Consider the following 26,285-nt stretch of genomic DNA (forward strand, 5'->3'; position numbering starts at 1 on the left):
GGCCGGCCTCCCGCGCATCTTCCGTCCGCCGTCCGTGCTGGTCGGGTCCGCCGGCCTCCCCCGCGCTGGTCGGGTCCGCCGGCCGCCGTCACGTCGGCCGGCCCGCGGATCGCAGGCGGTGCACGGTCAGCGGCCCTGCTCCAGCAGGTCCGCGACCGTGATCAACGGGGTCACCAGCGACGGCAGCAGGGCGGGATCGTCCAACCGGCCGCCCCGGTGGGTGATCAGCTCCGCCGCCCGGACGCTCCAGCTCGGCACCGCCCCGGCGAGGTGCGCGGCGATCAGGGTCGGCCCGACCAGCGCCTGCTGCCCCGGCGCCGCCGCGGCCACCCGCCACTGCCGGTCGAACTCCTCGTGGCCCGTGGCGTAGGTGTCGCTGCCGAACAACGCGCGACCCAGCTTCGAGAGGGCGTGCCGCGGCGCGACCGCCAGCGTGGGGAACTCCCGTCGCAGCCACACCGAGCTGACGACGTACGTGTGGGTCTGCGAGCTGGTCGTCTGGTTGCCGTCGGCGCCGGTCGAGGTGTGCGTCTCGGTGTACGCGTACTCGGCCACGCAGACGGGCCGGCCGTGCAGCGTCCCGGTCAGCGCGAACCGCACGCCCCGGCGGTCGCGCCCCGGTACGCGGTCCGTCCAGGTGAGCTGGGGCCGCTCGACGAAGGTCCAGCCGTACCGGGCGGCCCACTGTCGCCAGCGCTCCCGCCGCTCCCGCTCCTGCCGGTGGGTCGTCACGATCAGCGCGACGATGCCCACACCGATGAGGAGGGCGACGGCCACGCAGCCGCCCATCCAGAACACGCTCCCCATCCGCTCCACGGGCGGCAGCGTAGTGACCGGCCGCACGCCTGCCGGCGCCCGGGACTGTCGCGGCTGCCGGGTCCCCGTACGGGTTCCCTCGACGCCACGCCTCGCGGACGTCACCCGGTGTCGCGCCGACCCCTGTCGACCCATTGATCCCACCCCAGACGTCCACGGATCGATTGATCCCCATCTGGCGCGCTGCTTAGCTCCCGGGGGCACCGTCGACCACGGCGATGCCGATTTCTGCCGACATACCAGGAAGCGATCCCCATGAACACCATGAAGACGGTCCTGCGCCGGATCGGCGGGGCCGTGACTGCCCTGCTGGTGGTTGCCGGGGCCACGGTCGCCGGCGCGACCCCCGCCGCCGCCGCGAACTACTACTACGAGCTGCCGTACCCGGCGGGCGAGTCCTACCGGGTCACCCAGGGGCCGGAGGGCACCTACTCGCACGTCGGCCCCTACAACGAGTACGCCTGGGACTTCGGGCTGCCGGCCAACTACGAGGTCTCCGCCTCGCAGGGGGGCACCATCATCATGTCGAACTGGTCGCCGTACTGGCAGAACGGCATCGAGGTGATCATCCGGCACTCGAACGGCCAGTGCACCCACTACGCGCACCTGAACCGGGCGATCTACAACGCCGGCACCTGGGTGCCGCAGGGCCGCGTCATCGGCTGGTCGGGCAGCACCGGCGCGTCCACCGGCCCGCACCTGCACTTCCAGGTCATCAACTGCAACACCCGGGTGGGCATCCCCGCCACCCTCCAGGGCTGGACGCCGTACACCGGCACCTGGCCGGTCAGCGTGAACTACTACGCCTGAGGCCCGTGACCGATAATCCCAGCCACTGATGGAAGCGCTCCCGGGCGCCGCCCCCGGCATCGGCCGGTCGGCGCCCGGGACGCGTCGCGGACGGGGTGCCGGCGCCTGCCGGCACCCCGGTCCACAGGCAGCTACGGAGGGAAGTCGGATGGCGGCACGGACGGACGACGCGGTCGAGTTGAGCGTGGTCATACCCACCTACCAGGACGCGCAGTGCCTGGCGCTGACGCTGCGGTCGCTGACCCGGCAGACCGTCCGTCCTGAACGCTTCGAGGTGGTCGTGGCCCGCGACGGCGGCTCCCCCGCCGGATACGCCGACGCCGTCGGGGCGGCCACCGGCCTCGACCTCCGGTTGATCGAGTTCCCCCGGCGGAGGGGCCGCTCCGCAGCCCGCAACGAGGCCGTCAGGCACACCCGGGCGCCGCTGCTGCTGTTCCTCGACGCCGACTCGTACGCCTCCCCGCAGTTGCTGGAGCGCCACCTGGCCCACCACGCGGTCGCCGGCCGGCCCGCCGTGCTGATGGGCCGGCGCGACGAGCTGAGCCTGGAACACGTCGAGGCCGTCGTCGACGGGCGGGAGCTGACCGGCGTCCCCCGCCGCCGCGCGGACCGCTCCGGGGACCTGCGCTTCCCGCACGGCGAGCCGCCGGGGCAGGACTGGCTCCGGGCGGGCTGGGCGCTGGCCTACACCCACAACATCTCGCTCGCCCGCGACCTGTTCGACCGCGCCGGCGGGTTCGACGAACGCGCCGGGCTGCGCTGGGGCCTGGAGGACATCGAGCTGTTCTACCGGGTGCACCGGCACCTCGGCGTCACCGGGTCGAACTTCGCGTACGACGACGAGGCCCGCGCGTTCCACCTCCCGCACCACCGCAACACCGACCGCAACTTTGCCGACTTCGCGGCCAACCGGAGCCTCCTGACGGGGCAGTACCACGTCATCGAGTGGGAGTTCTACGGCCTGCTGGACGTGTACGACTCGCTGGAGCGCATCGTCTACTACCGCTGGGCGGCCACCGACTGCGCACGGCGCTCGACGTGCCGCATCGGCCCGGCGTTCGACCGGCTCGCCGACCGGCTGCCCGGCCCCCGCGTGCTGTGGGTGGGCACCGGCAGCGCGCAGGTCGACCTGCCGCCCGGCGCGCTGACCTTCGACTACGCCGCCCCGCCCGGTCCCACGAACCACCACCTGGTCGGCATGGACCCGCCCATCCCGGCGGGCAGCCTCGACGCGGTGGTCAGCGTCGACTTCTGGCGGTACCTGCGCTGGGACGACCTCTGCCGGTTCGTCAACACCTCCGGACGACTCGCCCGCGAGGTGCACCTGGTCTCCACCGGCGACACCGGATCCGCGCCGCCCACCCCCGGGCCGGCGGTGCTGGGCTACCTGCGCCGCGCCCTGGGCGACGCGTTCGCCACCGACCTGTCCCACGTCGACGGGCTCGGTGACGTGCTGACCCTGCGGTCCCTGACGCCGGCCGCGCGGGGCGCCCGCCCGCACCGGCGATGACATCATCGAGCCATGCCTCTGATCGAAGTGGTACGTGGTGACATCACCCGCGAGGCCGTCGACGCCATCGTCAACGCGGCGAACGAGTCGCTGCTCGGCGGCGGTGGCGTCGACGGGGCCATCCACCGGGCGGCGGGACCGCGGCTGGCGCAGGCGGGCGCCGCCCTCGCGCCGTGCGACCCGGGCGAGGCCGTCGCCACCCCCGCGTTCGACCTCGACCCGCCCGTACGCCACGTCATTCACACGGTCGGTCCGGTGTGGGAGGGCGGCGGCCACGGCGAGACGGACGTCCTGGCGTCGTGTTACCGGCGCAGTCTCCAGGTCGCCGACGAGATCGGCGCTCGCAGCGTCGCCTTCCCCGCCATCGGCACCGGCGTCTACGGATACCCGTCCGACCAGGCGGCGACGATCGCGGTCACGACCATCAGGGCGACACCCACCGCCGTCGAACACGTCCGCCTGGTCGCCTTCGACGAGGCCACGTACCGGCTCCTGGCAGCAGCCGCGTCGGCCGACTGAGCCGGGCCAGCGTGCCAGACATCTCGCCTCGACTCCGACGTCGGATCGGCGCTGACTTTCCAGATCACGATGACGTGGTCCTTCACAAGCTGCACGGTCTCGACCAGTTGGTCACTGGTTCTCGCCAGGCCCCGGAGCGGATGTTCGCAGCCATCGTGCGACTGGTGCAGGGCCGCCTCGACAAGCTCGATGACGCCGTGCGCCTGGCCAACGAGGACTGGCCGGATCTCCTGGTCGCAGCGGGATTCGCCAACCAGGACTGGCCGACGCGCCTCACCGCTTGGCTCGACGCCCCGCCGCAGCAGAACCGCTGACGGGTCGGTCCGGTCGACCTGTTCGGCAACCGCTGCGAAGGCTGAAAAGGCCGTCCCCGACTGGCGGAAACGGCCTGAACTGGGTGGAGTTGAGGGGATTCGAACCCCTGACCCCCTCGATGCGAACGAGGTGCGCTACCGGACTGCGCCACAACCCCTCCGCCGGCGGACCGGCGTCGGTCCCACCCGGCTTTCACCGGGCGGGCCGGCGCCAAGGTTAACAGGTTCACCGCCCCCGCCGCGAACCCACCCCTCCCGCGAGCGAGATCTTGGCGCGAAACGGCCCCTCCGGGGGCCGCCAGCCACCAAGATCTCGCAAGGCGCCCCGGCGCCGGCGCAGCAGCGCCGGTCACGCCGAGTGGGAGCCGCGACCGGACTGGTAGGGGCGGCCGCGCAGGCCGCCCGAGCGGCGGTAGGAGACGGAGCCGCCGTTGGCCGCCGCCGGCAGGTCCGCCGGACGGTCCAGGCCCATCGCGGCGCGGCGTACCACCTCGCGCTGGGCCGCCAGGCGGCGCTGCGCCTCCCGGCGGGCCGCCGCGCGCCGGGCCTGCTCGCGCCGCACCTCGGCCTGCCGGGCGGCCAGCCACGCCGCCTCCCGGGCCCGGGCCCGCCGCCGGCGGCGATCCGCCACGGCGAGCCGCCGCAGGTGTACGACGTACGCGACGAGCAGGGTGGCGCTGACCCCGAAGCTGATCCAGAAGCCGGGGCTGACCACGACCACGCCGATCAGCTCGACGAAGTTGAGCAGCAGCAGAGCGGCGAGCACCCGGCGGCGCCGGTAGACGGCGGGGGCGTGCTGTCGGCGGGGCGGCGGCCGACGGCGGCCCTTGCGGGGGGCCGGCGGCACGGCGCGCAGCCGCTTCGACCGGCGAGCGGCGGGGGGCGCGGAAACGGGTGCGGAGAGCCCACCGGTGCTCGCATCCTCACTGAGGGTGATGACGAGGCTACGGGGCGGGTGCACCGGGCGGCGCCCCGGCACAGTACGGCGCCGCCGGCGGCGCTGGAGCACCCGCGCCGTCGACTGCGCCCGCTCCGCCACCAGCCGCTCGGTGGCGTCGTACCGGCGAACCAGCGCCGGGGCGAGTGCGAGCAGGCCGGCGGCGGCGAGGACGGCGAGGAGCACCGAGGTCGGCACCCTCACCCCTCCCGTCACCGAATTCGGAGCAACCACCGCCCGGCCGCAGGATCTTCCACCGATGGTGGTCGGATGCGCGGATCGTACGGATGGAGCAGCGCTTGCCACAGCTTGCAGTTACTTGAGGTTACGGGCCGTGGACGCGGATGCTGACACGCCGCGCCGATCCCGTGCGTGGGACGGCTCACCCCGTGGTGGCGCGGACCCGGTGCCAGCGGGCCAGCAGCCCTCCCTCGGCGGCGACCTCCTCGCTGGTCATCGCATATCCGATGTGGTCCCGCCACGCACCGTCGATGTGCATGTAGCGCACGTGGTACGACTCCTCGCGGAACCCCAGCTTCTCCACCACCCGCCGGGATGGCCGGTTCTCGGGGCGGATGTTCACCTCGACCCGGTGCAGCCCGCCCTCGCCGAACGCGTGGTCGACCGCGAGCGCCAGCGCGGTGGGGATGACGCCGCGACCGGCCACCCGGGAGTCGACCCAGTAGCCCACGTACGCCGAGCAGAACGCCCGCCGCACGATGCTGCCCACGTTGAGGTGGCCGACCAGCCGCTCCCGGCCGCCCTCGCGCAGGCAGACGGCGAACGGCATCCCCTCGCCGACGCGCGCCGAGCGGCGCTGGTCGCGGTACACCCAGCGGAACGCGGCCGGCGAGTTCAGCTCGTGCCAGTTGCCGGGGATGGACGACTCCCACGGCGCCAGCCACTCCCGGTTGGCGCGACGCACCTCCGACCAGGCGGCGGCGTCCGAACGCCGGTAGGGCCGCAGCAGCACCGGCCCGTCGGTCAGCACCGCCGGCCACCCCGGCGCCCGCCCGACCCCGAACAGACTCACGGACCAGACCTTCCGCTCGCGATCGAACACACCGATGCCCGGGCGGCGCCCGCCGGGCCACCCCCTCCGCTCGCGGCCGAGGGCACGCTCCGCGCGCTCACCGGCGCCGGTCCAGCAGAAGGACGTCCACCGTGGAGCCGGCCGCCGCGGTGGTCACCCGCTCGCCGAGCACCATCAGCCCGTTCGCCTCCGCCAGCCCCGAGAGGGTGTAGGGGCCACCGTTGAGCGGCTGCACCGTGTAGCCGCCGCCGCGCCGCTCGGCGACGTGCGCGGGACGGAACTCGCGCAGCCCCACCGGGGACGAGATCGTCTCCAGCAGGTGCGCGCGGACGCTGGGCCGGAACACCGGTTCCGCCCCGGCCAGCAGGTTGATCGCCGGGCGGGCCAGCACCTCGAAGCCGATCAGGGCCGAGCCCGTGTCGCCGGGCAGGCACACCACCGGCACCTCCTCGGCGCCGACCGTGCCGAAGCCGAGCGAGGTGCCGGGATAGAGCGCGACCTCGGTGAAGGTGACGGGGCCGGCCCGGCTGCCCTCCCGGCGGGAGAGGATCCGCCGCACCATGTCGCCCGGCCCGGTGCCGGTGCCCCCCGTGGTGATGATCAGGTCGGCGCGCAGCGTCTGGTCCTCCAGCAGCCCGCGCAGCCCTTCCGGATCGTCGTCGCAGATGCCCACCCGGTACGCGAGGGCCCCCACCTCGGCCGCGGCGGCCGTCAGCGCGTGGGAGTTGGCGTCGACGGTCTGGCCGGGCTGGCTGCCCCGGCCCACGTCGACCAGCTCGTCGCCGGTGGCCACGATGACCACCCGGGGGCTGGGCCGGACCACGACGTGCCCGATGCCGGTGGCGGCGAAGACCGCCACCAGCGCCGGCGACACGTAGGTGCCGGCCCGGGCCAGCAGGGTGCCGGCGGGCAGCTCCTCGCCGGCCCGGCGCACCCCGTACCCCCGTTTGGGGACGCGGAAGATCTCCACCGCGGCCATGCCCTGGTCGGTCCACTCGACCGGGACGACCACGTCCGCGGCGAGCGGCAGCGGCGCCCCGGCGGCGACGGAGAAGCAGGCTCCCGGGGTGAGCCGGACCGGCCGCCAACTCGCCGCGCCGAGGTCGCCGACGACGTTGAGCCGGACGGTGCGCCCGCCCGGCCCGCCGGACTGGGACGGGACGTAGCCCACGCCCCGGCCCCCTCCGGAGATGTCCTCCCAGCGCGCCGCGTACCCGTCCACGGCCGCCTGGTCGAAGGCCGGGAAGGAGTGCGGCGCCACGACGTCCTCGGCGAGGACGTTGCCGTGCGCCTGGGTGAGGTCGAGGTCGAGCGGAGGCAGCGCGCGTAACCTGCGCAGCACGCTGCCCAGGTAGTCGGCGAGCGGCGTCAACTCGTTCGCGGCCGCCTCGGCGTCGGCCGACGCTGTCATGTACCAGTCACGCCCGACGCGTCGGTGTTGACGAACTCGGCCAGCCACTTGCGGAACTCGGCGCCGAGGTCGTCGCGCTCGGCGGCGATCTGCACCACGGTCTGGAGGTAGCCCAGCGGCATGCCGGTGTCGTAGCGGGTGCCCCGGTAGACGATCGCGTGCACCGGCGTGCCCTCGTTGCGCAGCAACTCCATCGCGTCGGTGAGCTGGATCTCCCCGCCGCTGCCCGGCTCCGTCCGCCGGATCGCGTCGAAGATGCTGGCCGGCAGCACGTAGCGGCCCAGCACCGCGAGGTTGCTCGGCGCGTCCTCCGGCTTGGGCTTCTCCACCATGCCGGTGACCCGCACGACCTCGCCGATGTCGGTCAGCTCCGCCTCCGCCGGCTCCACCGAGGCGATGCCGTAGCGCTTCGTCTCGGCCGGGTCGACCTCGAAGAAGGCCAGTACCACGCCGCCGGTGCGCGCCTGGAGCTCCAGCATGGCCGGCAGCAGCGGCTCGGCGGGCTTGACGAACTCGTCGCCCAGCAGCACCGCGAAGGGCTGGCCGCCGACGTGCGACTCGGCGTAGCCGACCGCGTGGCCCAGGCCGAGCTGCTCGGGCTGGCGGCAGGTGTAGATCTCGGCCAGTTCGCTGGGGCCGCGTACGGCGGCCAGCCGCTCGGCGTCGCCCTTCGCCTCCAGCCGCGCCTCCAGGTCGGGGCGGCGGTCGAAGTGGTCGACCATCGAGGTCTTGCCCCGGCCCGTGATCAGCAGCACGTCACCGATGCCGGCCTGGGTGGCCTCCTCGACGATGTACTGCAACACCGGGCGGTCGACCACCGGGAGCAGCTCCTTGGGCACCGCCTTCGTGGCCGGCAGGAACCGGGTGGCCAGACCGGCCGCCGGGATGACGGCCTTGACCGCGCGGGAGCGACCGGTTGCGGCGGTCGCCGTTGAGGGGTTCGCTGAGTGCTCCGACATGTCGCGAGACTATCGGCCACGGCTCTGTCGTGGAGGGTGAGGACCGGAAGACGCGCCGCCGCAGGGACCGGGCCGCACCGGGTCGGGCGCGGCCGGCTCGCTCCCCGCGGTGGTGTCGGCGGGATCAGCCGGTTCGGGGTGGGCCCGCACCGGCTGGCGGGGGGCGCCGGCGCGCGGCATCCCGTCCTCGGGGGTCACCGCCGCGGCCGGGACGGGGATCTCCCGCGCCGGTGGACCCGCCCGCTCCTCGGCGATGCGCCAGGTGTCCCGGCCGGCCGCCTTCGCGGCGTAGAGCGCGTCGTCGGCGGCGTCCAGCACCTGCTGGCCGGTGCCGCCGTGGTCGGGGTGCACGGCGATGCCGATGGAGACGGTGACTGCGATGGCCACGGCCGCGCCGCCGTGCCCGCCGGCGGCGATCGGGGCGTCGCGGACCGCCGCGCCGAGCCGCTCCGCGACGATCGCCGCGCCCCGGGCGTCGGTCTCCGGCAGCAGCAGCACGAACTCCTCGCCGCCCTGCCGGAAGGCGAGGTCGACCTCGCGGATCTCACCGCGCACCCGCCGGGCGAACTCGGCCAGCACGGCGTCGCCGGCCGCGTGCCCGTAGGTGTCGTTGACGGCCTTGAAGCGGTCCAGGTCGAGGGCGAGGACGCTCAGCATCCGGCCGAACCGGGTCGCCCGCTCGACCTCCCGGCGGATCGACTCCCGCAGGTAGCGGTAGTTCCACAGCCCGGTGAGCGGATCGGTCAGCGAGAGCCGCTGCGCCTCCTCGTGCACCCGGACGTTGTCGACCGCCACGGCGGCGTGACCGGCGAAGGTGCGCAGCGTGACGAGGTCGTCGTCGTCGAACTCGTCCGCGCCGAGCCGGTCGTAGAGGGCCAGCACGCCGAGCGCCCCGGTGGGGACGGCGGGCTCCGGCCCGGGGCGGAGGGCCGAGGAGTCGCGGGCGGTCGCGTCGGTCGGGCCGGGAGCGGCGAACGGCACCGCGATGTACGTGCGGCAGACCGGCTCCCCGGGCGGCGCGGCGGACGGCTCCACCCGGCCCCGGCGCGGCTCCCCGGTGGCCGCGACCGCGCCCACCACGCCGCTGCCCAGCGGCACCCGCAACGGCCCCGACCCCTCGTCCGCCGCCCCGGCCTCCTCCAGCCCCTCGGTGCACTGCGCGACGAGCACCCCGCCGTCGTCGACGAGCAGCACCGCGCCGGCCCGGGCGCCGGTCGCGGCGATCGCGCTGTGCAGGATCACCCGCAGGATGCGTTGCAGGTCGTGCGTGCTGGCGAGGGTGTCCCCCAGCACGGCGAGGTGCCCGCGCAGCTGGTCCCGGCTGCTGGTCAGCGCCGCCACGTAGGTGCCCGTCTCGCGGGTCATCCGGTTGAAGGCGCCGGCCAGCCGGCCGATCTCGTCCCGGCTGCGCACCGGCACCCGGGCGGTCAGGTCGCCGCGCGCCACCCGGTCCACCGCGCCCGCCAGCTCGACCAGCGGGCGGGTCGTCACCCGGGCCAGCCGCCAGGCGACCACCAGGGCCAGCAGGGTGGCCACCAGCACCGCCGAGCCCAGTGCGACGTACAGACCCCGGGGGCGTTCGCTGGGCACCGAGAGCACCAGCGGCAGGGGTTGCCCGGAGGACGGGCCGACCCGGCGGACGTACCGCCCGTCGGGCGTCTCGGTGACCCGCTCGCCGTGCAGCGTGCCGGCGGCGGCGAGCACGGCGTCGCGTACGGCGGTCGACTCGGTGCTGTGGGCGAGCCGGACGGGCGCCGAGGCGTCGTCGAGCAGGGTGACCGCCACCCCCGTCACGGCCGCGAGGCGCGCCACGAACGCCGGGTCGACCGGCTGCGCGGCGGTGACCGCGCCCAGCGGTCCGCCGGCCCGGTCGTGCAGGTCGGCCCGGGCCGCGAGCGCCCGCACCGGCCCGGCGACCGGCGGGCCGGCGCAGTCGCGCCACGGCTCGGCGGGGCCGCCGGGCGTGGCGTAGGTGACCCGGCCGGCGACGTCGGTGACCCGCACGGCGGCGGCCAGGTTGCGGCGGACGGCCTGGGTCGCGGCGGCCGGTCGGTCACTGGTCAGGGCGACCGCGTCGGCGGCGGCCCGCAGCTGCTGGCAGAGGGCGGCGACCGAGGTGCGCACGGTCGCGGCGGCCACCGCCAGCCGCTCGGTCGAGCGGCTGGAGTCGACCGCCGCCACGGTCGCCCCGACGAACATCACCCCGAGCACCACCGGGCCGAGCGCCACCGCCAGGAAGGCTGTGGTCAACCGCCCGCGTAGCGTCACTCGGTCCCCCCGGAAGTTCCGCCGCCGTTGCTTGCGATGCTGACACAGAGCCACCAGGGGACAAGCGTTGCGTCAGGAGTGTTGCGTGCCCGATTTTTCTCATGGAGCGGAAGAGGCGAAGCGGGAAGCGCGCGCCGCCGTGCTCGCCCGCCGCCGGGCGCTGGGCGCGCCGCGGCGGGCCGACGCCGCCGGGCGCGTCCAGGCCGAGCTGGTGGCTCTCGTACGCCGGCTGCGCCCACCGAGGATGACGGCGTACGTGCCGGTCGGCTCCGAGCCGGGCGGGCCCGACCTGCCGGCGGTGCTGCACGCGGCGCTGCCGCCGGGCGGGGAGCTGCTGCTGCCGGTGCTCCGCGACGACCTCGACCTCGACTGGGCGGCCTGGAGCGGGCCGGACGACCTGGTGGCCGCCGGGCGGGGGATGCGCGAGCCGGCGGGGCCGCGGCTGGGCCGGGCGGCGGTCGCCGGGGCGGCGCTGGTGGTGGTGCCGGCGCTGGCCGTGGACCGCCGGGGGCGGCGGCTGGGCCGGGGCGGCGGCTCGTACGACCGGGCGCTCGCCCGGGTGCCGGCGGCCACCCTGACCGTGGTGCCGCTGCACGACGGCGAGCTGGTGGCGGCGCTGCCCGCCGAGCCGCACGACCGGCCGGTGCGCGCGGTCGTCACGCCCGCCGAGGGGCTGCGTACGCTGGACGCCGCCCCGGGTGTCACGGACCACACTTCCGCTGGACGAATCCGGGGGCGATGACGCACCATTGGCACTCGAATACGTCGAGTGCCAACCGGCCGTGTCCAGATCCGGAGGAGAACGTGCCCACGTACCAGTACGCCTGCACCGCGTGCGGTCACCAGCTCGAGGCGGTGCAGTCCTTCTCCGACTCGCCGCTGACCGAGTGCCCGGCGTGTGAGGGACGGCTGCGGAAGGTCTTCAACTCCGTCGGCATCGTGTTCAAGGGGTCGGGCTTCTACCGTACGGACTCGCGCTCGTCCGGCTCGGACACCGCGAGCAGCGGCGCCGCCGCCAAGCCGGCGAAGTCGGAATCGTCCTCCGGCGGCGACTCCGGCTCGACCGGCTCGTCGTCGGCGGGTTCGTCCTCGTCGTCGGGCTCGTCCTCGTCGTCGGGCGCGGGCGGCTCCTCCGGCGGCGGCGGGGGCAAGACCCCGGCCGCCAGCACCGCCAGCGCCTCCTGACCCACCCCACGGGTGGGCCGGGTCAGTCCCAGTGCGGGGGGCGCTCCGCGAGCAGCCAGTCGTCGTTGCCGCCGGAGCGCTCGCCCCACCCCCGGTCGGTGTCGTCGGCGGTCTGCTCGGGCAGCACCACGAAGTCGTCGCTGAGGTCGACCGTGCGGTCGTCGTCGCCGCGTACCGCCGGGGTGCCCGGATCCTCGGTGATGCTCACGAGCGGCAAGACTAGCGCAGCCGCCACCGGCGGGACCGGCGACGAACCGCCGGGCCGACGCGTCCGGCCGGTCGGCGGGCCACGGCGTTGGTAGCGTCGGACGGCGTGACGACCCCCACCTCCGGCGGCGCCCCGGACGAGTACTGGCGGCGCCCCGACGCCTCGCCCGAGCGGCCCACGGGCGCGCCGGCGGGGTCGGCCGTGTCGCCCCCGGTGCGGGAGAGCGGCTACGCGGGCCCGCCCGCGACCACCCCGCCCCCGGCCGGGTGGCGCCCGCCGGTGCACCTGCGACCGCCACCGCCCCGACGACTGCCGCCGCAGGACATGGCGGAACTCGACGCGGCCGAGCAGCGGGCCCAGCGGCTCACGTACGGCGTGGGCACGGTGGCCGCCGTGGTGCTGGTGATCCTCGTCTGCGTGCTCTGCTCCCGGCTCGTGTTCTGACCGGGTACGGCCCGGCGCCGTCGGCGGGACGTCAGAGGGTGTTGCCCCAGACCGCCTCGGCCCCGGAGTGCCCGGTCAGATAGACGTAGACGAGGCTGACGACGCCGAGCGCCACCACCACGACCGACAGCGCCGGGGTCGCCCAGGACGGCAGCTTCGGCACCCGCCGGTGCCCGCTCGTCACGAACAGCAGCAGCAACGACGCCACGGCCAGCGGCAGCACCCAGCGGAACAGGATGTCGCCGTAGCGCGAGTGCGTGAAGATCTGCTCCACGATCGGGCCCTGCATGCCCCGGGCGAGGAACGCGTCGGTCAACTCCTCCCCCGACTCGACGGCGACGAAGGCCGACACCGGCGCCACCACGGCGAGGATCGCCACCGCCCAGTCCAGCCGCGCCCGGAACCGGGGCAGCGCCACGTACGCGGCGGAGAGCAGGGCCAGCAGCGGCACGAGCACGACGACCGCGTGCACCACCAGCACGTGGGCCGGCAGACCCAGGATCTCCTTGAACATCCACACCTCCGGCGGTACGCGGTCGCGGGCTGCCAGCGTACGGTGCGCCGGCGGGCCCGCCCAGATCGTCTCGACCGTGAACACGCGCCCGGGGCCGGTCCGGTTCACCACCGCACTGCCCCAGCCCGGGCGGCGACGCCCCGCCCGGGGCGGCCTGCCGGGCGACCGGGCTGTGGCCGGCGCCACGCTGCCGCAGAGGCCGGTTGTCGCTCTCCGGGCCGCGTGCTGTCATTGGCAGATGCCCGGTGGTGAGGAACTGCTCCGGTCGAGGGGCCTGCGGGTCACCCGGCCGCGCCTCGCCGTGCTCGACGTGCTGGCCGCGGGCGGTCACCTCGAGGTCGACGAGATCACCCGCCGGGTCCGCGAACGCCTCGACTCGGTCTCCACCCAGGCGGTCTACGACGTGCTGGGCGCCTTGTCGCGGGCCGGGCTGTCCCGCCGCATCGAGCCGGCCGGCAGCCCCGCCCGCTACGAGGCCCGGGCCGGGGACAACCACCACCACGTCGTCTGCCGGGGCTGCGGCGAGATCGCCGACATCGACTGCGCGGTCGGCAGCGCGCCCTGCCTGGACCCGGACATCGCCCACGGCTTCGAGGTCGACGAGGCGGAAGTGACGTTCTGGGGCCTCTGCCCCACCTGCCAGGCCCGCCGATCCGCCGACGACTGACGCCCGGCGGCCCTCCGCGCGGCGCGCGGCGGCGGGGCGTGGCACGCTTGGCCGGTGGACTCCGATGACCTCGGCCTCTTCGGTCCGGGTTCGGTCACGTGGAAGGTGCACGAGGAGCCGATCCTGATCGTCGCCGGCCTGCGTTCGCTCTATCTCCAGTCGCTGCATCCCCGGGCCATGGCCGGGGTCGCCCAGAACAGCAACTACCGCTCCGACGCCTGGGGCCGCCTGGTGCGCACCGCCACCTACGGTGGGCACCACCATCTACGGCACCACCGCCGAGGCGGAGGCCGCCGGGCTGCGCGTACGCCGCCGGCACGCCCGCCTGCGGGCCACCGACCTGTTCACCGGGGAGGAGTTCCGCGTCGACGACCCCGACCTGCTGCGCTGGGTGCACGTCACCGAGGTCGAGTCGTTCCTCGACACGGCCCGCCGGGCCGGGCTGCCGCTGACCGCCGACGAGGTCGACGGCTACTACACCGAGCAGCGGCGCTCGGCCGCCCTGGTCGGCCTCGACCCGGAGACCGTCCCCGGCACCGCCGCCGAGGTGGCCGACTACTACCGGCGGGTCCGCCCCGAGCTGCGGATGACCCGCGAGGCGGCCGAGACGGCGCTCTTCCTCACCGCGCCGCCGATCCCGTGGAAGCTCGGCCTGCCCGCCCGGATCGGGCTCAACCTCGGGCCGCCCCGCTGGGCGTACTTCGGCATCGCCGGCACCGCCCTCGCGCTGCTGCCGGCCTGGGCCCGGCGGATGTACGGCGGGCTGGGCCTGCCCACGACCGCGCTCTCCGCCGACCTGAGCGTCCGGGCGCTGCGGCTGACCCTCGCCACGTTGCCCCGCCGGTGGCGGGAGGGCCCGTTGCAGCAGGCCGCCAGGGAACGCGCCGCCCGGCTCACCGGCACGCCGGCCTGAGGGCGACGGCTGGGCGGCTGCCGACTCGGCCGTGCCGGGCCGCTCAGTCCTGGCCGGGCACCGGCTCGGTGGCGCGCTCGACGGCCGCCCACGGCTCCTTGCCCGGGGCCTGCGCCCCCACCGGGCAGGTGCGCCGGTAGTCGCACCAGCCGCAGCGTGGGCCGGGTGTGGTCGGGAACGCCTCGTCGGGATCCTCCCCGTCGGCCACCGCCCGCTCGGCGGCCATGATGTCGCGGGCGGTCTCCTCCGCCCGGGTGAGCTGCCGGGCCAGGGACTCCACCGTGTGCTCGTGCGCGGCCACGGTGCCGGTAGGCAGGTGGTGCAGCTCCACCCGGCGGCACGGCCGGCGGAACACCCGCTCGGCGGCGTACGCGTAGAGCGCCAGCGCCTGCGAGCCGCGCGCGTCGTCGGCGTCCAGCCCGGTGCGGCCCGTCTTGTAGTCGACGATCACCAGCTCCGGGCCGTCGGGCCCGGGGCGGGAGTCGATCCGGTCGGCCCGGCCGTTGAAGGCCAGCACGGCGGTCTTGACCGCCACGACGCGCTCCACGCCGAGCGGGTCGACGCCGGGCTCCAGGGTCTCGACGTAGGACTCCAGCCAGCCCAGGGCCCGGCGGTAGGCCGCCCGCTCCTGCTCGTCGTCGCGGTAGCCCTCGCGCACCCAGGTGCCCTTGAGCAACGCGGCGAGGGCCTCCGGCCGGCGCCGCTCGGGGCTCAACGCATACCAGTTCTTCAGGGCGGTGTGCACGCTCGCGCCAAGGGAGTTGTGCGCCCACGGCGGGCCCTTCTGCGGGGCTGGACGGTCGACGTAGGAGTAGCGGTAGCGCCGGGGACAGTCGGCGTAGGCGCCCAGCTTGCTGGGGGTGCAGACGAAGAGCCGTTCCGGCATGCCCTCGAAGCCGAGCTGCTCGGGCTGCTCGCCGCGCTGCCGGGGCGCCCGGCCGCCGCCGGTGGAGGACCGTCCCGCTGAAGAGGCTCGTCGCACACCGCGATCCTGCCATCCATCCCCGACGGGATCGGCCGCCGGTCAGGTCATGTTGGCGTACTGGGTCACGAACGCGGCCACCGCGTCCGCGATGAGCTGCACCGCGATGGCGGCCAGCAGCAGGCCGGCGATCCGCGTCAGCACCTCGATCCCGCCGGGACGCAGGATCTTGACGATCCCGCCGGAGAACCGGAGCACGACCCACACGGTGAGCATCACGGCCACGATCGCGGCGGCGATGGCCGTGACGTCCGCCCCGCCGTCGGCCTGCTGGACGAAGAGCATGGTGGCCACGATGGCGCCGGGACCGGCCAGCAGCGGCGTACCCAGCGGCACCAGGGCGATGTTCGAGGTGACCTGCTGGCTCGGGTCGTCGGCCTTGCCGGTCAGCAGCTCCAGCGCCACCAGGATGAGCAGCAGCCCGCCAGCGGCCTGGAGGGCCGGCAGGTCCACGTGCAGGTAGTCGAGCAGCGTCTGCCCCGCCACCGCGAAGATCACGATCACGCCCAGCGCCAGGGCGACGGCCTGCCAGGCCGCCCGGTTGCGGTCCCGCGCCGTCAGGGGGCCGGTCAGCGCCAGGAAGATGGGCATCATGCCCGGTGGGTCGACGATCACCAGCAGGGTCACGAAGACCTCGCCGAACAGCTTGGCATCCACGTGATCAACGTAGCCGCGCCGCCGGAGACGGAAACGCGGATCAGCCGGAAGCGACCTCGGTCACCCCGCGCGCCTCGGCGACGATCCGCTCGTACGCCTCCGGGTCGGTGGTGAACGCGCCGAGCCGGACGGTCTTGTGCGTGCCGTGGAAGTCCGACGAGCCGGTCACCAGCAGGCCCAGCTCGTCGGCCAGGGCCCGGACGTGCGCCCGTTCGGCCGGCGAGTGGTCCTCGTGGTCGGCCTCCAGCCCCGCCAGCCCGATCGCGGCCAGGTCGGCGATCAGCTCGTCGGGCACGATCCGCCCCCGCCGGCTGGCCCTGGGGTGGGCGAAAACGGGCACGCCGCCCGCCGCGCGCACGAGCCGGACCGCGCGGAAGACGTCGATGTCCTCCTTGGGCAGCCGGTAGCGCTCGCCCAGCCAGTCCGGCCCGAACGCCTCCGTCGTCGTGGTCACCAGGCCGGCCCGGATCAGCGCCTGCGCGATGTGCGGCCGGCCCACGGTCCCGCCGGCCGCGCCGGCCAGGATCTCGGACCAGCTCACGTCGATCCCGTCGGCCCGCAGCAGCGCCACGATCCGCTCGCCCCGCTCCTCCCGGGCGGCCCGCACCCGGGCCAGCTCCGCCACGAGTTCCGGCGCGTCCGGATCGAACAGGTACGCCAGCAGGTGCAGCGGCACCGGGGGTTCCTCGCCGTACCAGCGGCAGGAGAGTTCCGCGCCCCGGACCAGGCTGAGCCCGGCCGGCAGCGCCGCCAGCGCGGGCGCCCAGCCGGCCGTGGTGTCGTGGTCGGTGATCGCCACCACGTCCAGCCCCGACTCCGCCGCCGCCCGTACCAGCTCGGCCGGGCCGAGCGTGCCGTCGCTGGCGGTGGAGTGGGTGTGCAGGTCGATCCGCGGTGCCGCGCTCATCGGCCCGACGCTACCGCCCGGGGGGCGCGGACGCGCTCAGGAGGGGCCCTCGCCGCCCACCGGCACCGGGCGTCCCCCGGAGGGCAGGCCGGTCACGGGTGTGGGCAGGGCCGCCTCGCCGTCGAGCACCCGGCCCACCTCGACCCGCACCAGGGCGCCGGAGGTGTCGGAGTAGTGGGCCGTGCCCTGCGGCGTCCAGACCACCGGCCCGGCAGCGGGCGGACCGGCGGGGCGGGCCGCCGGGGCGGCGAGCCGGTCCAGGTCGACCAGCAACGCCCGGTCCCGCCCGCTCACCCTGCCGTTGGCCAGGAGCCACCGCCCGTCGGCGGAGACCGCGCCGGCGCCGGCGACGGTCAGCGTCGGCCCGCAGCCCGTCCGCACCGGCGCGAGGTCGCGGGCCGGGTCGAGCAGGGCGAGGCAGGGCCGGCGGGGGGTTCCGGCGGACACCAGCGCGACCACCAGGCCGTCGGGGCGCGTCGCGTAGACGTGCAGGGCGGCGTCACCCGCCCCGCGCGGCGGGCCCGCCGCCGGGCGCCACAGGGCGTGGCCGGCGCGCGCCGGGTCGAGGCGGACCAGGACGGTGTCGCCGGCGAAGCCGACCGGCACCGCGGTGGTGGACACCGGGGTCCGGGCGGCGGCGACGACCTGGGTGCCGACGATGCCCGCGGCGACCAGATCCGTCCCCTCCCGCCAGGCGACCTGCCGCCCGTCGGGGCTGAGGACGATGTCCCGCGCCCCGGCCAGGAGCAGGTGTGCCGCGCCCTGCGGCTGCACCACCCACAGCGAGCGGCCGGCCGTCGTGGGCGCGCCCACCACCGCCCAGCCGGCCCGGTCGGGGAGCCGCTGGGCGCGCTCGGCTGCCCGGCCCACGTCGGGCAGGGCGAGCCGCGGTCCGTCGGCGGTGACCAGGACGTCGGCGAGGATGAGATCCACCTCGCCGCGCCCCAGGTCGGGCTGCGGGGCGGCCGAGAGCTGCGGGGTCGGCTCCGCCAGCGGCGAGGCGTACGGGTCGCCGAGCACCACGGTGGGGTGGGTCGGCCGCCCGGGCTGCTGCCCCAACTGCGCCATCCCGGCGCTGACCGTCACGGTGGCCACGGCGGCGAGGGCGATCCCGGTCAGCGTCCGCCGGCGCCGGGACCGGTCGGCCCGCCGGATCGCCAGCCCCGCCGGATCGGCGACGAGCGGGCGCGCGACGGCCACCCGGCGGGCGAACGCCTCCCGTACCGCCTGCTCCAGCTCGTCCTGGGTCACGGCGAATGGACGCGTCGGGCCGTCGGTCCGGTTGTCACCATGGCCGGCCGGACGGCTCACCGGTGCTCTCCGGTGCCGGTGCGGGCGGCCTGTCGCCCGTGTCGCCCCTCGCCGGCGGTACGCGGCGCCGGCCCGGCCCCGGCCCGCGCCCCCGAGGCCACGGGCACCGGATCGCCCGCTGACTCTTCGGCCGTTCCGGCGGGCGGCGGGCCGCCCGCGGCGTCCGGGGCGGCGGGCCCTGCGGCCCGGATCGGAAGGCCGGTCGCGGGGCCGTCGGGAACGGAGAGGGTGTTTCCGCTCCTGCCCGGGGTGGCGTCCGGGCCGCCCACGGTGGTCGGTGGGGCGTTCGTCGCCGCGACCACGGCCGCGGCGTCCTCCCCCACCACCATCGTCGGGGCCCCGTAGGCCGTCGACGGACGGATCGGTGCGGGACGGCCGGCACCGCCGTGCGTCGGGGCGCGACCGGTCCCGCCGGTGGCGGGGGCGGCAGGTTCCGGGCCGCCGTGCGCCGGGACAGGACGACCGGCGCCGCCGGGGACGGGGCGACCGGCGCCGCCGGGGGCGGACGCGTGCGTGCCGTCGGTGCGGGCCGGGTCGGTCCCGGCGGGCAGGTCGAGGACGGCCTCGGCGCCCATCCGGCGGCGCAGGGTGCCCAGGGCGCGCGAGGTCTGGCTCTTGACCGTGCCCGGCGAGATGCCGAGCAGGGCGGCGGTCTGCGCCTCGGACATGTCCTCGTAGAAGCGCAGCACGAGCACCGCCCGCTGCCGGCTGGGCAGCGCGCTCAGGTGGCGCCAGAGCAGGTCCCGGTCGAGCTGCTGCTCGATCTCGTCGACCCCGGCCCGCTCGGGCAGCACCTCGGTGGGGCGTTCACCGTGCCAGCGCCGGCGCCACCAGCTCGTCGATGTGTTGATCATGACCCGGCGGGCGTACGGCTCGATCGCCTCGATCCCGCCGAGCCGCTTCCAGGCCAGGTACGTCTTGGTCAACGAGGTCTGCAACAGGTCCTCGGCGGTGGCCCAGTCACCGCTGAGCAGGTAGGCCGTGCGCAGCAGGGCGCTGGAGCGGGCCGCGACGAAGTCGCGGAACTCCTCCTCCAGGGGATCCCTGCTCACCACCGGCCACCTCCGCGCCCCGTTCCCCTGGCAGGTTGCCACGCCGGGGGCGGTCGGGTCGACGGCGAACGGTGCGCAGTTCCTCCGATGTTCGGACGAAAAGTTTCACGCCCCGTCGTCGGCCTTGGCCTCGTCGGCCTCCTTGCCCAGCCGCGCCTCGACCGCCTGCGGCTCGTACATCTCCTCGACGACGCGCAGGTAGAGCTCGTTCGGGTTGGGCAGATTCTTGATCTCGCGCAGCGCCTGCTCCTGACCGGCGGACTCCAGCACGAACGTGCCGTAGTTGAGTGCGCGCCCGGTCGGGCTCTGCTCGTACTTCATGTCGGTGACCCGGGTCAGCGGCATCATCGCGACCTTCCGGGTGATGATGCCGTTGACCACCATCACCCGCTTGTTGGTCAGGATGAAGCGGTCGTACCACCAGTCGGCGACCTTCCACGCCACCCAGCCCATCACGGCGAACCAGAGCAGCACGGCGATGGTGGTGAGCGCGCCCACGTCCTGCCCGGCGAGGAAGCCGGAGAGGTAGCCGAGCACGAAGGTGGCGGCCACGCCGACGAGCAGCGGGGTGGTGAGGTGCACCCAGTGCCGCTTCCATTCGCCCCGGTAGCGCTCGGTCGGGAAGAGGTAGCGCGCCACCAGCGAGCTGGGCTCGTCCTCCAGCGGCAGCACCCGGCGCGGCGCCGCGCCGGCGGCGTCGGCCCGCAGGCCGGCCAGCTCGTCCTCGGAGATCTGGGGCGGCTGGTAGCCGGCCTCCGGGTCCCGGATCCAGGCCCGGCCGGAGCGCTCCGAGCCGCCGTACGGCGACGGGTCGCCGTAGCCGGCATCGTCCGAAAAGGAGGGGCCGCCGGAGCGGCCCGGACCGGTGCCGTAGCCCGGCCCGTCGTCGGGGCCGAGCCGGGGGATCGGCTCCGTGTCTCGCTCCCGGCGCTCCCGATCGGGATCGTCGGGATCGAAGGGTGGACCGGAGGGGTTTCCCATCGGTGGCTAGGCGACGAGGCTGGTGAAGAAGTCGCCGAACCCCTGGGCGATGTCCATGATCCCGCCGCCCAGCGACTTGAACACGTCCGCCGCAGAATTTGGCCGATAGGCGACGAAGAAGATCAAGAATGCGATTCCGGCCCAGGTGAGGACCTTCTTGACCATGGCGGGCCATCCTCTCGCGCGGCGCCGGGTCCCATTACCGCAGCGGCACCCAGAGTATCAGTGTGGTGTCGTACAGTGAATATCTGCGTCCGTTCTCCGACATTCCGGGTTGCCTGTCAAGCCCTGAGGCCCGTCAAGCCTTCCCGTGCAGATACGGAGAGGGTGCGCCGTACACGAGCTCGGGCGGTGTCCACTCGGTCAGGTCGTGCAAGACGACGTCTTCCGCGAGGAGGTGACCCGCACTCGCCGGCCAGGCTATCGCATGGAGCCACAATCCCCGAGCCTCGCCGGCGTACGCGCTTCGATCCGTCGGCGAGTTCACGAGCCACAGTGGAGTGGGATGACCGGCCACCTTGATCCTGGCCTGCCCCACATGCTCCGGATGCCCCGGTCCGGGATCGGTCAGCGCCTGCGCGAGTTCCGGGCCCGGATCCGGGCCGGCCAGCCCCGCGAAGCGGGTGCCCAGGCCGACGCCCGGCTCCTCGGCCACGAAGACCAGATCCGCGGGGCCCTCGCCGAGCGGAGCCGGCCCGGCGCAGGCGACCGCCGTGGCGCGCACCCCGGTGCGGTCGTCGCCGGCGTACGCCACGCCGGTCATGGTCCAGCCGGTCGGCAGCGGCCACGGGCACCACAGCGGCGCCCTCGGCCGGGCCGGCGGCTCGGCGGCGGCGACGATCCGCTCCACCACGCTGGCCACGATCTGGGCCCCGATGTGCTCGGGGACGTGCAGTGGGGGAACCGGCCCGCAGTCCAGGCAGCGCGACTCGGTGTGCATCAGGTCCGGCGCCCGCACCGGCCCACCACATTTAGGGCAACTCACCGCGACACTCACCATCCCACCGTCACCCCGTCGCGCCGCCCCGTCAAGCGGAGCGCCGGTTTCGGTGCCGCCGGAGGCCATCGGGGCGGGCGGCTCAGCCCGGCGGCGGCCCGGCGTGCGTACGGATCCAGGCGTGCATGGCGATGCCGCTGGCCACGCCGGCGTTGATCGACCGGGTGGAGCCGTACTGGGCGATGGAGAAGAGCTGGTCGCAGGCGGCCCGCGCCGGCTCGGAGAGGCCCGGCCCCTCCTGCCCGAACAGCAGGACGCAACGGCGGGGCAGGGTGGTGGTCTCCAACGGCCGGGAGCCGGGAAGGTTGTCGATGCCGACGACGGGCAGCCCGTGCCCGGCCGCCCAGGCGACGAACTCCTCGATGGTCTCGTGGTGCCGGACGTGCTGGTAGCGGTCGGTCACCATGGCACCCCGCCGGTTCCACCGCCGGCGGCCCACGACGTGCACCTCGGCGGCGAGGAAGGCGTTGGCGTTGCGGACGACCGTGCCGATGTTGAAGTCGTGCTGCCAGTTCTCGATCGCCACGTGGAAGTCGTGCCGCCGCCGGTCCAGGTCGGCCACCACGGCCTCCCGCCGCCAGTAGCGGTAGCGGTCGACGACGTTGCGCCGGTCGCCCTCGGCGAGCAGCTCGGGGTCGTAGCGCGGGTCGTCCGGCGGGTCACCGGGCCACGGTCCCACGCCGACGTCGAGCTGGTCTCCGGTCACGATCCCGCAGGGTACGGCCCGCGGACCCCGCCCCGGGCCGCGCCCCCGGCTCCCGCCCGGGCACCGGCCCCGCACCTCCAGCGGCAGCGACAGCCGAAACGGCGACCGCACTGGCGGTGGCAGCCGCGACGGCAGCGGCAGGGGCACCGGTCCGCGCACCGGCAGCCACAACGGGTGGGGCGGAGCGGTTCAGCGCAGCCCCAACGCGACGCCGAGCCGGTCGAGGAAGCGGCGGTCGGCGGGGGCCGGCGGCAGCGCCGGGGCACCGGTCGTCGCGACCCCGCACACCCGGGCCGCCACCGACTGCACCCACTGCCGGTACGCCGCCGAGTCGGCGGGATCCGCCCGCCGCCGCAGCACCCGGGTCGCGGCCCGGCAGGCGGCGAGCAGGTCCACCACGTCGGTGAGGCGGTCGACGGGTTCGCCCGCCCCGTCGTGCCGGGCGTAGATGGCGACGACCACCGCGCGTACGAGATCGCTGTCGAAGGCCCGGCCGGCGGCGACCGCGTCCAGGCCGGCGAGCCCGGCGGCGACGGTACGGCGGGGCCGCCCGGTGCCGGGCGCGGCGGCGGCCACGATCACGCGGCCGGGCAGGCTGGTCAGCAGATCCCACTCGGCGGCGGAGTAGACGGCGGTGGTCAGCGGTGCGGCGCGGCGGCCGGCAGAGGACGGCTCTCCGGCGACGGAGTGGCTCATGGGGACCTCCGGCGCCAGCATATGCCCCGGATCGGAAAAAGGGCCCCTACCACCCGGAACCCGGATGAGAAGGGGCCCGTCGGTCAGCGCGGCTCGGGGAAGCTGGGCCGTTCCGGGTCGACGCCCTCAGGCACCGCCGTCGCGGCGTACTCCTTCTTGGGGACCATCACCCGGCGGCGGAAGACGCAGACCAGGGTGCCGTCCTGGTTGTAGCCCCGGGTCTCCACGGAGACCACGCCCCGGTCGGGCTTGGAGGACGACTCGCGCTTGTCCAGCACGGTGGTCTCGCCGTAGATCGTGTCGCCGTGGAAGGTGGGCGCCACGTGCCGCAGGGACTCGACCTCGAGGTTGGCGATGGCCTTGCCGCTGACGTCGGGCACCGACATGCCCAGCAGCAGCGAGTAGATGTAGTTGCCGACCACCACGTTGCGCTTGAACTGGCTCGCCGTCTCGGCGTAGTGCGCGTCCATGTGCAGCGGGTGGTGGTTCATGGTGAGCAGGCAGAAGAGGTGGTCGTCGTACTCGGTGACCGTCTTGCCGGGCCAGTGGCGGTAGACCGCGCCGACCTCGAACTCCTCGTAGTAGCGGCCGAACTGCATCCTTGTCCCCTTCGACGGGCGGCGATGGAGTTCGGCACAGCATGCCTTATGGAGTGTTAAGGCGATGCGCGGGGCGCGTGGCGTGCGGAAATGTCACACCGCCGCAACCGGGGGGAGACGCAATGAGCGGCGGGGCCCTCCCCGGCACCCGCCGCCCACGCTCTGATGCAGAGGATTCTGCCGTACGACAAGGCACACCGAACAGAGACGGAGGTCACATTTACCTTTTCGTAACACTACTGTGCGTGCCCGACCGGCCGAGCCTCGGCGATCTCCGCACGCCGGATAGCCGCTTGTCAACCGCCTGATTGCTCATTCGCGCCGGCCAATCGTGTCGATCTCCATGGAAACGCTCCCATCACGTCCGGTCACGCAAATGCGTCGTGCACTTGCGTAACGCAACGACTGACGGGAACAACCACCGTCGATGGGAGCGCGGCCCGGGCAGCGCCGCGACGAGCACGTTTCGGCGGAGATGGGCCGGGAATTCCACGCGGTACGCCCTGGTTCCACCTGACGTAGCTATTCCGCGCCGATCGGAGACATTCATGGCAACCGTAGAGCTGACCACGGCAAACTTCGACGAGGTGACCGGCAGCGACGGCATCGTGCTCGTCGACTTCTGGGCCGAGTGGTGCGGCCCGTGCAAGCGGTTCGCCCCGGTCTACGAGCGCTCCTCCGAGAAGCACTCCGAGATCGTGTTCGGCAAGGTCGACACCGAGGCGCAGCAGGAGCTGGCCGCCAAGTTCGACATCCGGTCGATCCCGACCATCATGGCGATCCGCGACGGCGTCATCGTCTTCGCCCAGCCCGGCGCCCTGCCCGAGTCCGCCCTGGAGAACCTGATCGAGCAGGTCCAGGCCCTCGACATGGACGACGTACGCAAGAAGCTGGCCGGGCACAGCCACTGAGCCGCAGCGCCGCACGACGGCCGGGTCCCGAGGGACCCGGCCGTCGTCGTCTTCCCGCCGGCCGGCGGGGACGGGGTCGCACTGGCCCTCCGGCCAGCGGTTCGTGGCCGGCGGAGGGAGCCGGGGCGGGCGGTACATCCCGTATCGTCACGACCCGATGGAAACCTTGACCACCCGCGGTCGCGCCGCCCGGCTCGCCGCCACCGCCCTCGGCCTGGCCGTCCTGCTGGCCGGCACCGTCTGGGGCACCGACGACCACTTCCCGTTCGGCCCGTTCCGGATGTACTCCACGTCCAACCCGCCGAACTCCCCCGCTCCGGACACCCGCGTCGAGGGCGTCGACAGCAGCGGAGCGGTCGTCGACCTGGGCGAGAGCGCCACGGGCATCCGCCGGGCTGAGATCGAGGGCCAGCAGAGCCGCTACGCCGCCGACCCCGCGCGGCTCGCCGAGGTCGCCGACGCCTACGCCGAACGCCACCCGGACGCGGCGGAGTTGGTCGAGGTCCGCATCGTCGTCCGCTGGCACGGCATCCGCGACGGGCGGCCCACCGGCCGCTGGACCGACGAGACCGTGGTCGCCTGGCGGGCGGACCGATGAGCCGCTGGTTGACCGAGGCCGTGCCGCGCGGGCGGGTGGCCGCCTTCCGCACGCTGATCTACCTCTTCGTCGCCGCCGACCTGGTCGTCTTCACCCCCTGGGTACGCACCCGGGTGGCGGTGCCCGGCGAGCTCTACCAGCCGCTGCTGGTCGGCCGCCTGCTGCCGCTGCCCACGCCGACCCCGGCGGTGGTCGCCGCGCTCTTCTGGGCCCTGCTGCTGCTCGCCCTGCTCGCCGCGACCGGCCGGGCGCCCCGGCTGCTCGGCTGGACGGTCTTCGCGCTCTACTTCGAGTGGATGATCGTCGCGATGAGCTACGGCAAGGTCGACCACGACCGGTTCGGCCTGCTCGTCGCGCTGGCCGTGCTGCCCACGGCGGGCCGCGCCCGGCACGGCGACGCCACCCGCACCGAGGCGGGCGGCTGGGCCCTGCGGGTCACCCAGATCGCCGTCATCTGCACGTACTTCCTGGCCGCCTGGGCCAAGCTGCGCTTCGGCGGGCTGGACTGGCTCACCGGCTCCGTGCTGGCCCGGGCCATCATCCGGCGCGGCACCGAGCTGGCCGACCTGATCGCCTCGGTGCCGTACCTGCTGATCGTCGCCCAGTTCGGCATCGTCGCGTTCGAGCTGCTCAGCCCGGTGGTCTTCCTGCTCAGGGAGCGCTGGCGCCTGGCCACGGTGGGCTTCTTCTACTCGTTCCACCTGGTCACCATGGCGACCATCACGATCTCGTTCGCCCCGCACCTCGCCGCGATGACCGCCTTCCTCCCGCTGGAGCGGGTCCGGCCGGTGGTCTGGGCCCGCCGACTGTTCAGCCGCCGGGGGCGCAACGCCGCGAGGCCCGCCGGTGCCGCGCCGGCACTCGCGGGTCAGGCGTCGGCGGCCGGGCGACCGGACGGCCCGTAGAGGCGTTCCCGCGCCTCCTGGGGCAGCGCACACGCGGCCGTGCCGCCGGGCAACCGGTGCCGGTTGCGGGCCACCCAGCGGTACGCGGGCCAGGCGGCGGCGCGTACCGGGGCGAACCGGAGGCCGGCGCCCGCGACCCGCCAGAGCGGACCACTGTCGCCGAGCAGCCGCGCGATCGCGTCCGGCCCGGCCGCGCGGGAGCCGTCCGCGCCCACCCACTGCACCGCCTCCTCGCACTCGGCCTCGCTCAGGCCCAGCGCGTCGAGGTCGGCGAACTGCCACGGCACCACGCGGGCGCCGGTCGGGATGCGCCGGTCGATGAACTCGGCGCACCGGGTGCAGAACGCGCAGTCCCCGTCGTAGACGAACGTCGACCTCTCCATGCCTCCATCCTCCACCCGCCGACCGCGCCCGGTGCGGCGAGGTGGGCGGGAACACGGCGGGTCGCTTGCGCTGCGCTCGTACGCGTGTTCGA

General features: G+C 74.8%; 31 protein-coding genes, 1 tRNA gene and 1 pseudogene. 12 read left to right on the top strand and 21 right to left on the bottom strand.

Annotated elements, in window-relative coordinates:
• Positions 1-126 precede the first annotated feature (126 nt).
• A complete protein-coding gene (locus AC5L34_RS09925; RefSeq protein ID WP_494824561.1) occupies positions 127-816 on the bottom strand; it encodes a hypothetical protein in 690 nt (229 codons plus the stop codon).
• A 255-nt stretch (positions 817-1,071) separates the two neighbouring features.
• Between AC5L34_RS09925 and AC5L34_RS09930 the strand changes: the two genes are divergently transcribed.
• The 4 genes from AC5L34_RS09930 to AC5L34_RS09945 all read left to right on the top strand — a co-directional run bounded on the left by AC5L34_RS09930 (position 1,072) and on the right by AC5L34_RS09945 (position 3,969).
• Positions 1,072-1,626 carry a M23 family metallopeptidase gene (locus AC5L34_RS09930; protein ID WP_441174487.1) on the top strand — a complete coding sequence of 185 codons (555 nt, stop codon included), beginning with the start codon at positions 1,072-1,074 and terminating at the stop codon, positions 1,624-1,626.
• Between the two features lie 148 nt (positions 1,627-1,774).
• Entirely contained in the window at positions 1,775-3,136 is a 1,362-nt protein-coding gene (locus AC5L34_RS09935) for a glycosyltransferase family 2 protein (RefSeq protein WP_441174488.1), read from the top strand.
• A 12-nt stretch (positions 3,137-3,148) separates the two neighbouring features.
• Complete coding sequence (locus AC5L34_RS09940) at positions 3,149-3,655, top strand: O-acetyl-ADP-ribose deacetylase (RefSeq protein WP_494824563.1); 507 nt, start codon at positions 3,149-3,151, stop codon at positions 3,653-3,655.
• Positions 3,656-3,729: 74 nt separating this feature from the next.
• On the top strand, positions 3,730-3,969 hold the full coding sequence (locus AC5L34_RS09945) for a hypothetical protein (RefSeq protein ID WP_494824564.1): 240 nt from the start codon (positions 3,730-3,732) through the stop codon (positions 3,967-3,969).
• Positions 3,970-4,053: 84 nt separating this feature from the next.
• Here the strand turns inward: AC5L34_RS09945 and AC5L34_RS09950 are convergent.
• From AC5L34_RS09950 to AC5L34_RS09975, 6 genes are all read right to left on the bottom strand, one after another.
• Positions 4,054-4,127: transfer RNA gene (locus tag AC5L34_RS09950), tRNA-Ala, on the bottom strand.
• Positions 4,128-4,318: 191 nt separating this feature from the next.
• Complete coding sequence (gene sepX, locus AC5L34_RS09955) at positions 4,319-5,110, bottom strand: divisome protein SepX/GlpR (protein ID WP_441174491.1); 792 nt, start codon at positions 5,108-5,110, stop codon at positions 4,319-4,321.
• A 178-nt stretch (positions 5,111-5,288) separates the two neighbouring features.
• A complete protein-coding gene (locus AC5L34_RS09960) occupies positions 5,289-5,897 on the bottom strand; it encodes a GNAT family N-acetyltransferase (RefSeq protein WP_441174673.1) in 609 nt (202 codons plus the stop codon).
• A 139-nt stretch (positions 5,898-6,036) separates the two neighbouring features.
• The gene (locus AC5L34_RS09965; protein ID WP_089002126.1) at positions 6,037-7,350 is read right to left on the bottom strand and encodes a molybdopterin molybdotransferase MoeA; all 1,314 of its coding nucleotides are present in this window, start codon (positions 7,348-7,350) and stop codon (positions 6,037-6,039) included.
• Positions 7,347-8,309: a UTP--glucose-1-phosphate uridylyltransferase gene (locus tag AC5L34_RS09970; RefSeq protein WP_101414057.1), complete on the bottom strand. Its 963-nt coding sequence runs from the start codon at positions 8,307-8,309 to the stop codon at positions 7,347-7,349. Before AC5L34_RS09970 ends, AC5L34_RS09965 begins: the two co-directional genes overlap by 4 nt.
• A gap of 9 nt (positions 8,310-8,318) precedes the next feature.
• Positions 8,319-10,577: a GGDEF domain-containing protein gene (locus AC5L34_RS09975; RefSeq protein WP_494824567.1), complete on the bottom strand. Its 2,259-nt coding sequence runs from the start codon at positions 10,575-10,577 to the stop codon at positions 8,319-8,321.
• Between the two features lie 85 nt (positions 10,578-10,662).
• Between AC5L34_RS09975 and AC5L34_RS09980 the strand changes: the two genes are divergently transcribed.
• Together AC5L34_RS09980 and AC5L34_RS09985 are read left to right on the top strand one after the other, a co-directional pair.
• Positions 10,663-11,319 carry a 5-formyltetrahydrofolate cyclo-ligase gene (locus AC5L34_RS09980; RefSeq protein WP_494824569.1) on the top strand — a complete coding sequence of 219 codons (657 nt, stop codon included), beginning with the start codon at positions 10,663-10,665 and terminating at the stop codon, positions 11,317-11,319.
• Between the two features lie 62 nt (positions 11,320-11,381).
• Positions 11,382-11,762 (top strand): FmdB family zinc ribbon protein, encoded by a 381-nt coding sequence (locus AC5L34_RS09985; RefSeq protein WP_494824571.1) that lies wholly within the window; start codon positions 11,382-11,384, stop codon positions 11,760-11,762.
• 22 nt (positions 11,763-11,784) lie between these two features.
• On the opposite strand, the gene AC5L34_RS09990 is transcribed toward AC5L34_RS09985, so the two are convergent.
• Complete coding sequence (locus AC5L34_RS09990; RefSeq protein ID WP_089002131.1) at positions 11,785-11,979, bottom strand: hypothetical protein; 195 nt, start codon at positions 11,977-11,979, stop codon at positions 11,785-11,787.
• 96 nt (positions 11,980-12,075) lie between these two features.
• Between AC5L34_RS09990 and AC5L34_RS09995 the strand changes: the two genes are divergently transcribed.
• Entirely contained in the window at positions 12,076-12,414 is a 339-nt protein-coding gene (locus tag AC5L34_RS09995) for a hypothetical protein (protein WP_441174497.1), read from the top strand.
• Between the two features lie 31 nt (positions 12,415-12,445).
• On the opposite strand, the gene AC5L34_RS10000 is transcribed toward AC5L34_RS09995, so the two are convergent.
• Positions 12,446-12,928 (bottom strand): DUF2231 domain-containing protein, encoded by a 483-nt coding sequence (locus AC5L34_RS10000; RefSeq protein ID WP_441174675.1) that lies wholly within the window; start codon positions 12,926-12,928, stop codon positions 12,446-12,448.
• Between the two features lie 238 nt (positions 12,929-13,166).
• Between AC5L34_RS10000 and AC5L34_RS10005 the strand changes: the two genes are divergently transcribed.
• On the top strand, positions 13,167-13,595 hold the full coding sequence (locus AC5L34_RS10005) for a Fur family transcriptional regulator (protein ID WP_358090950.1): 429 nt from the start codon (positions 13,167-13,169) through the stop codon (positions 13,593-13,595).
• Positions 13,596-13,649: 54 nt separating this feature from the next.
• Positions 13,650-14,508, top strand: a pseudogene (locus AC5L34_RS10010) (oxygenase MpaB family protein).
• Between the two features lie 43 nt (positions 14,509-14,551).
• On the opposite strand, the gene AC5L34_RS10015 reads toward AC5L34_RS10010, so the two are convergent.
• The 11 genes from AC5L34_RS10015 to AC5L34_RS10065 all read right to left on the bottom strand — a co-directional run bounded on the left by AC5L34_RS10015 (position 14,552) and on the right by AC5L34_RS10065 (position 23,396).
• Entirely contained in the window at positions 14,552-15,394 is an 843-nt protein-coding gene (locus tag AC5L34_RS10015; RefSeq protein WP_494824667.1) for a RecB family exonuclease, read from the bottom strand.
• A gap of 138 nt (positions 15,395-15,532) precedes the next feature.
• A complete protein-coding gene (locus AC5L34_RS10020; RefSeq protein WP_441174501.1) occupies positions 15,533-16,147 on the bottom strand; it encodes a MarC family protein in 615 nt (204 codons plus the stop codon).
• A gap of 40 nt (positions 16,148-16,187) precedes the next feature.
• Complete coding sequence (locus AC5L34_RS10025) at positions 16,188-17,054, bottom strand: PHP domain-containing protein (RefSeq protein ID WP_441174503.1); 867 nt, start codon at positions 17,052-17,054, stop codon at positions 16,188-16,190.
• A 36-nt stretch (positions 17,055-17,090) separates the two neighbouring features.
• Positions 17,091-18,305, bottom strand: a complete 1,215-nt coding sequence (locus tag AC5L34_RS10030) for a hypothetical protein (protein WP_441174504.1) — start codon at positions 18,303-18,305, stop codon at positions 17,091-17,093.
• A gap of 56 nt (positions 18,306-18,361) precedes the next feature.
• Complete coding sequence (locus AC5L34_RS10035) at positions 18,362-19,417, bottom strand: SigE family RNA polymerase sigma factor (RefSeq protein ID WP_441174505.1); 1,056 nt, start codon at positions 19,415-19,417, stop codon at positions 18,362-18,364.
• 105 nt (positions 19,418-19,522) lie between these two features.
• Positions 19,523-20,398: a PH domain-containing protein gene (locus AC5L34_RS10040; RefSeq protein WP_441174507.1), complete on the bottom strand. Its 876-nt coding sequence runs from the start codon at positions 20,396-20,398 to the stop codon at positions 19,523-19,525.
• A gap of 6 nt (positions 20,399-20,404) precedes the next feature.
• Entirely contained in the window at positions 20,405-20,563 is a 159-nt protein-coding gene (locus tag AC5L34_RS10045; RefSeq protein WP_007455302.1) for a hypothetical protein, read from the bottom strand.
• Positions 20,564-20,696: 133 nt separating this feature from the next.
• Positions 20,697-21,464 (bottom strand): DUF6758 family protein, encoded by a 768-nt coding sequence (locus tag AC5L34_RS10050; protein WP_441174508.1) that lies wholly within the window; start codon positions 21,462-21,464, stop codon positions 20,697-20,699.
• 13 nt (positions 21,465-21,477) lie between these two features.
• The gene (locus tag AC5L34_RS10055) at positions 21,478-22,101 is read right to left on the bottom strand and encodes a TrmH family RNA methyltransferase (RefSeq protein WP_494824575.1); all 624 of its coding nucleotides are present in this window, start codon (positions 22,099-22,101) and stop codon (positions 21,478-21,480) included.
• A gap of 189 nt (positions 22,102-22,290) precedes the next feature.
• Positions 22,291-22,818: a hypothetical protein gene (locus AC5L34_RS10060; RefSeq protein WP_441174510.1), complete on the bottom strand. Its 528-nt coding sequence runs from the start codon at positions 22,816-22,818 to the stop codon at positions 22,291-22,293.
• A 62-nt stretch (positions 22,819-22,880) separates the two neighbouring features.
• A complete protein-coding gene (locus AC5L34_RS10065; protein ID WP_089002140.1) occupies positions 22,881-23,396 on the bottom strand; it encodes a MaoC family dehydratase in 516 nt (171 codons plus the stop codon).
• A gap of 548 nt (positions 23,397-23,944) precedes the next feature.
• Here AC5L34_RS10065 and trxA point away from each other — a divergent pair.
• The 3 genes from trxA to AC5L34_RS10080 all read left to right on the top strand — a co-directional run bounded on the left by trxA (position 23,945) and on the right by AC5L34_RS10080 (position 25,810).
• Positions 23,945-24,307 carry a thioredoxin gene (trxA, locus tag AC5L34_RS10070; protein WP_350822089.1) on the top strand — a complete coding sequence of 121 codons (363 nt, stop codon included), beginning with the start codon at positions 23,945-23,947 and terminating at the stop codon, positions 24,305-24,307.
• Between the two features lie 157 nt (positions 24,308-24,464).
• Complete coding sequence (locus tag AC5L34_RS10075; RefSeq protein WP_089002142.1) at positions 24,465-24,905, top strand: hypothetical protein; 441 nt, start codon at positions 24,465-24,467, stop codon at positions 24,903-24,905.
• Entirely contained in the window at positions 24,902-25,810 is a 909-nt protein-coding gene (locus AC5L34_RS10080) for an HTTM domain-containing protein (protein ID WP_494824578.1), read from the top strand. The genes AC5L34_RS10075 and AC5L34_RS10080 overlap by 4 nt, the downstream gene beginning before the upstream one ends.
• Here the strand turns inward: AC5L34_RS10080 and AC5L34_RS10085 are convergent.
• Positions 25,774-26,193, bottom strand: coding sequence for a thiol-disulfide oxidoreductase DCC family protein (locus tag AC5L34_RS10085; RefSeq protein ID WP_441174512.1), 420 nt, complete (start codon positions 26,191-26,193; stop codon positions 25,774-25,776). The two genes, AC5L34_RS10080 and AC5L34_RS10085, sit on opposite strands and share 37 nt — an antisense overlap.
• Positions 26,194-26,285: the final 92 nt, after the last annotated feature.

The sequence above is a fragment of the Micromonospora sp. ZG13 genome (genome assembly GCF_059359355.1).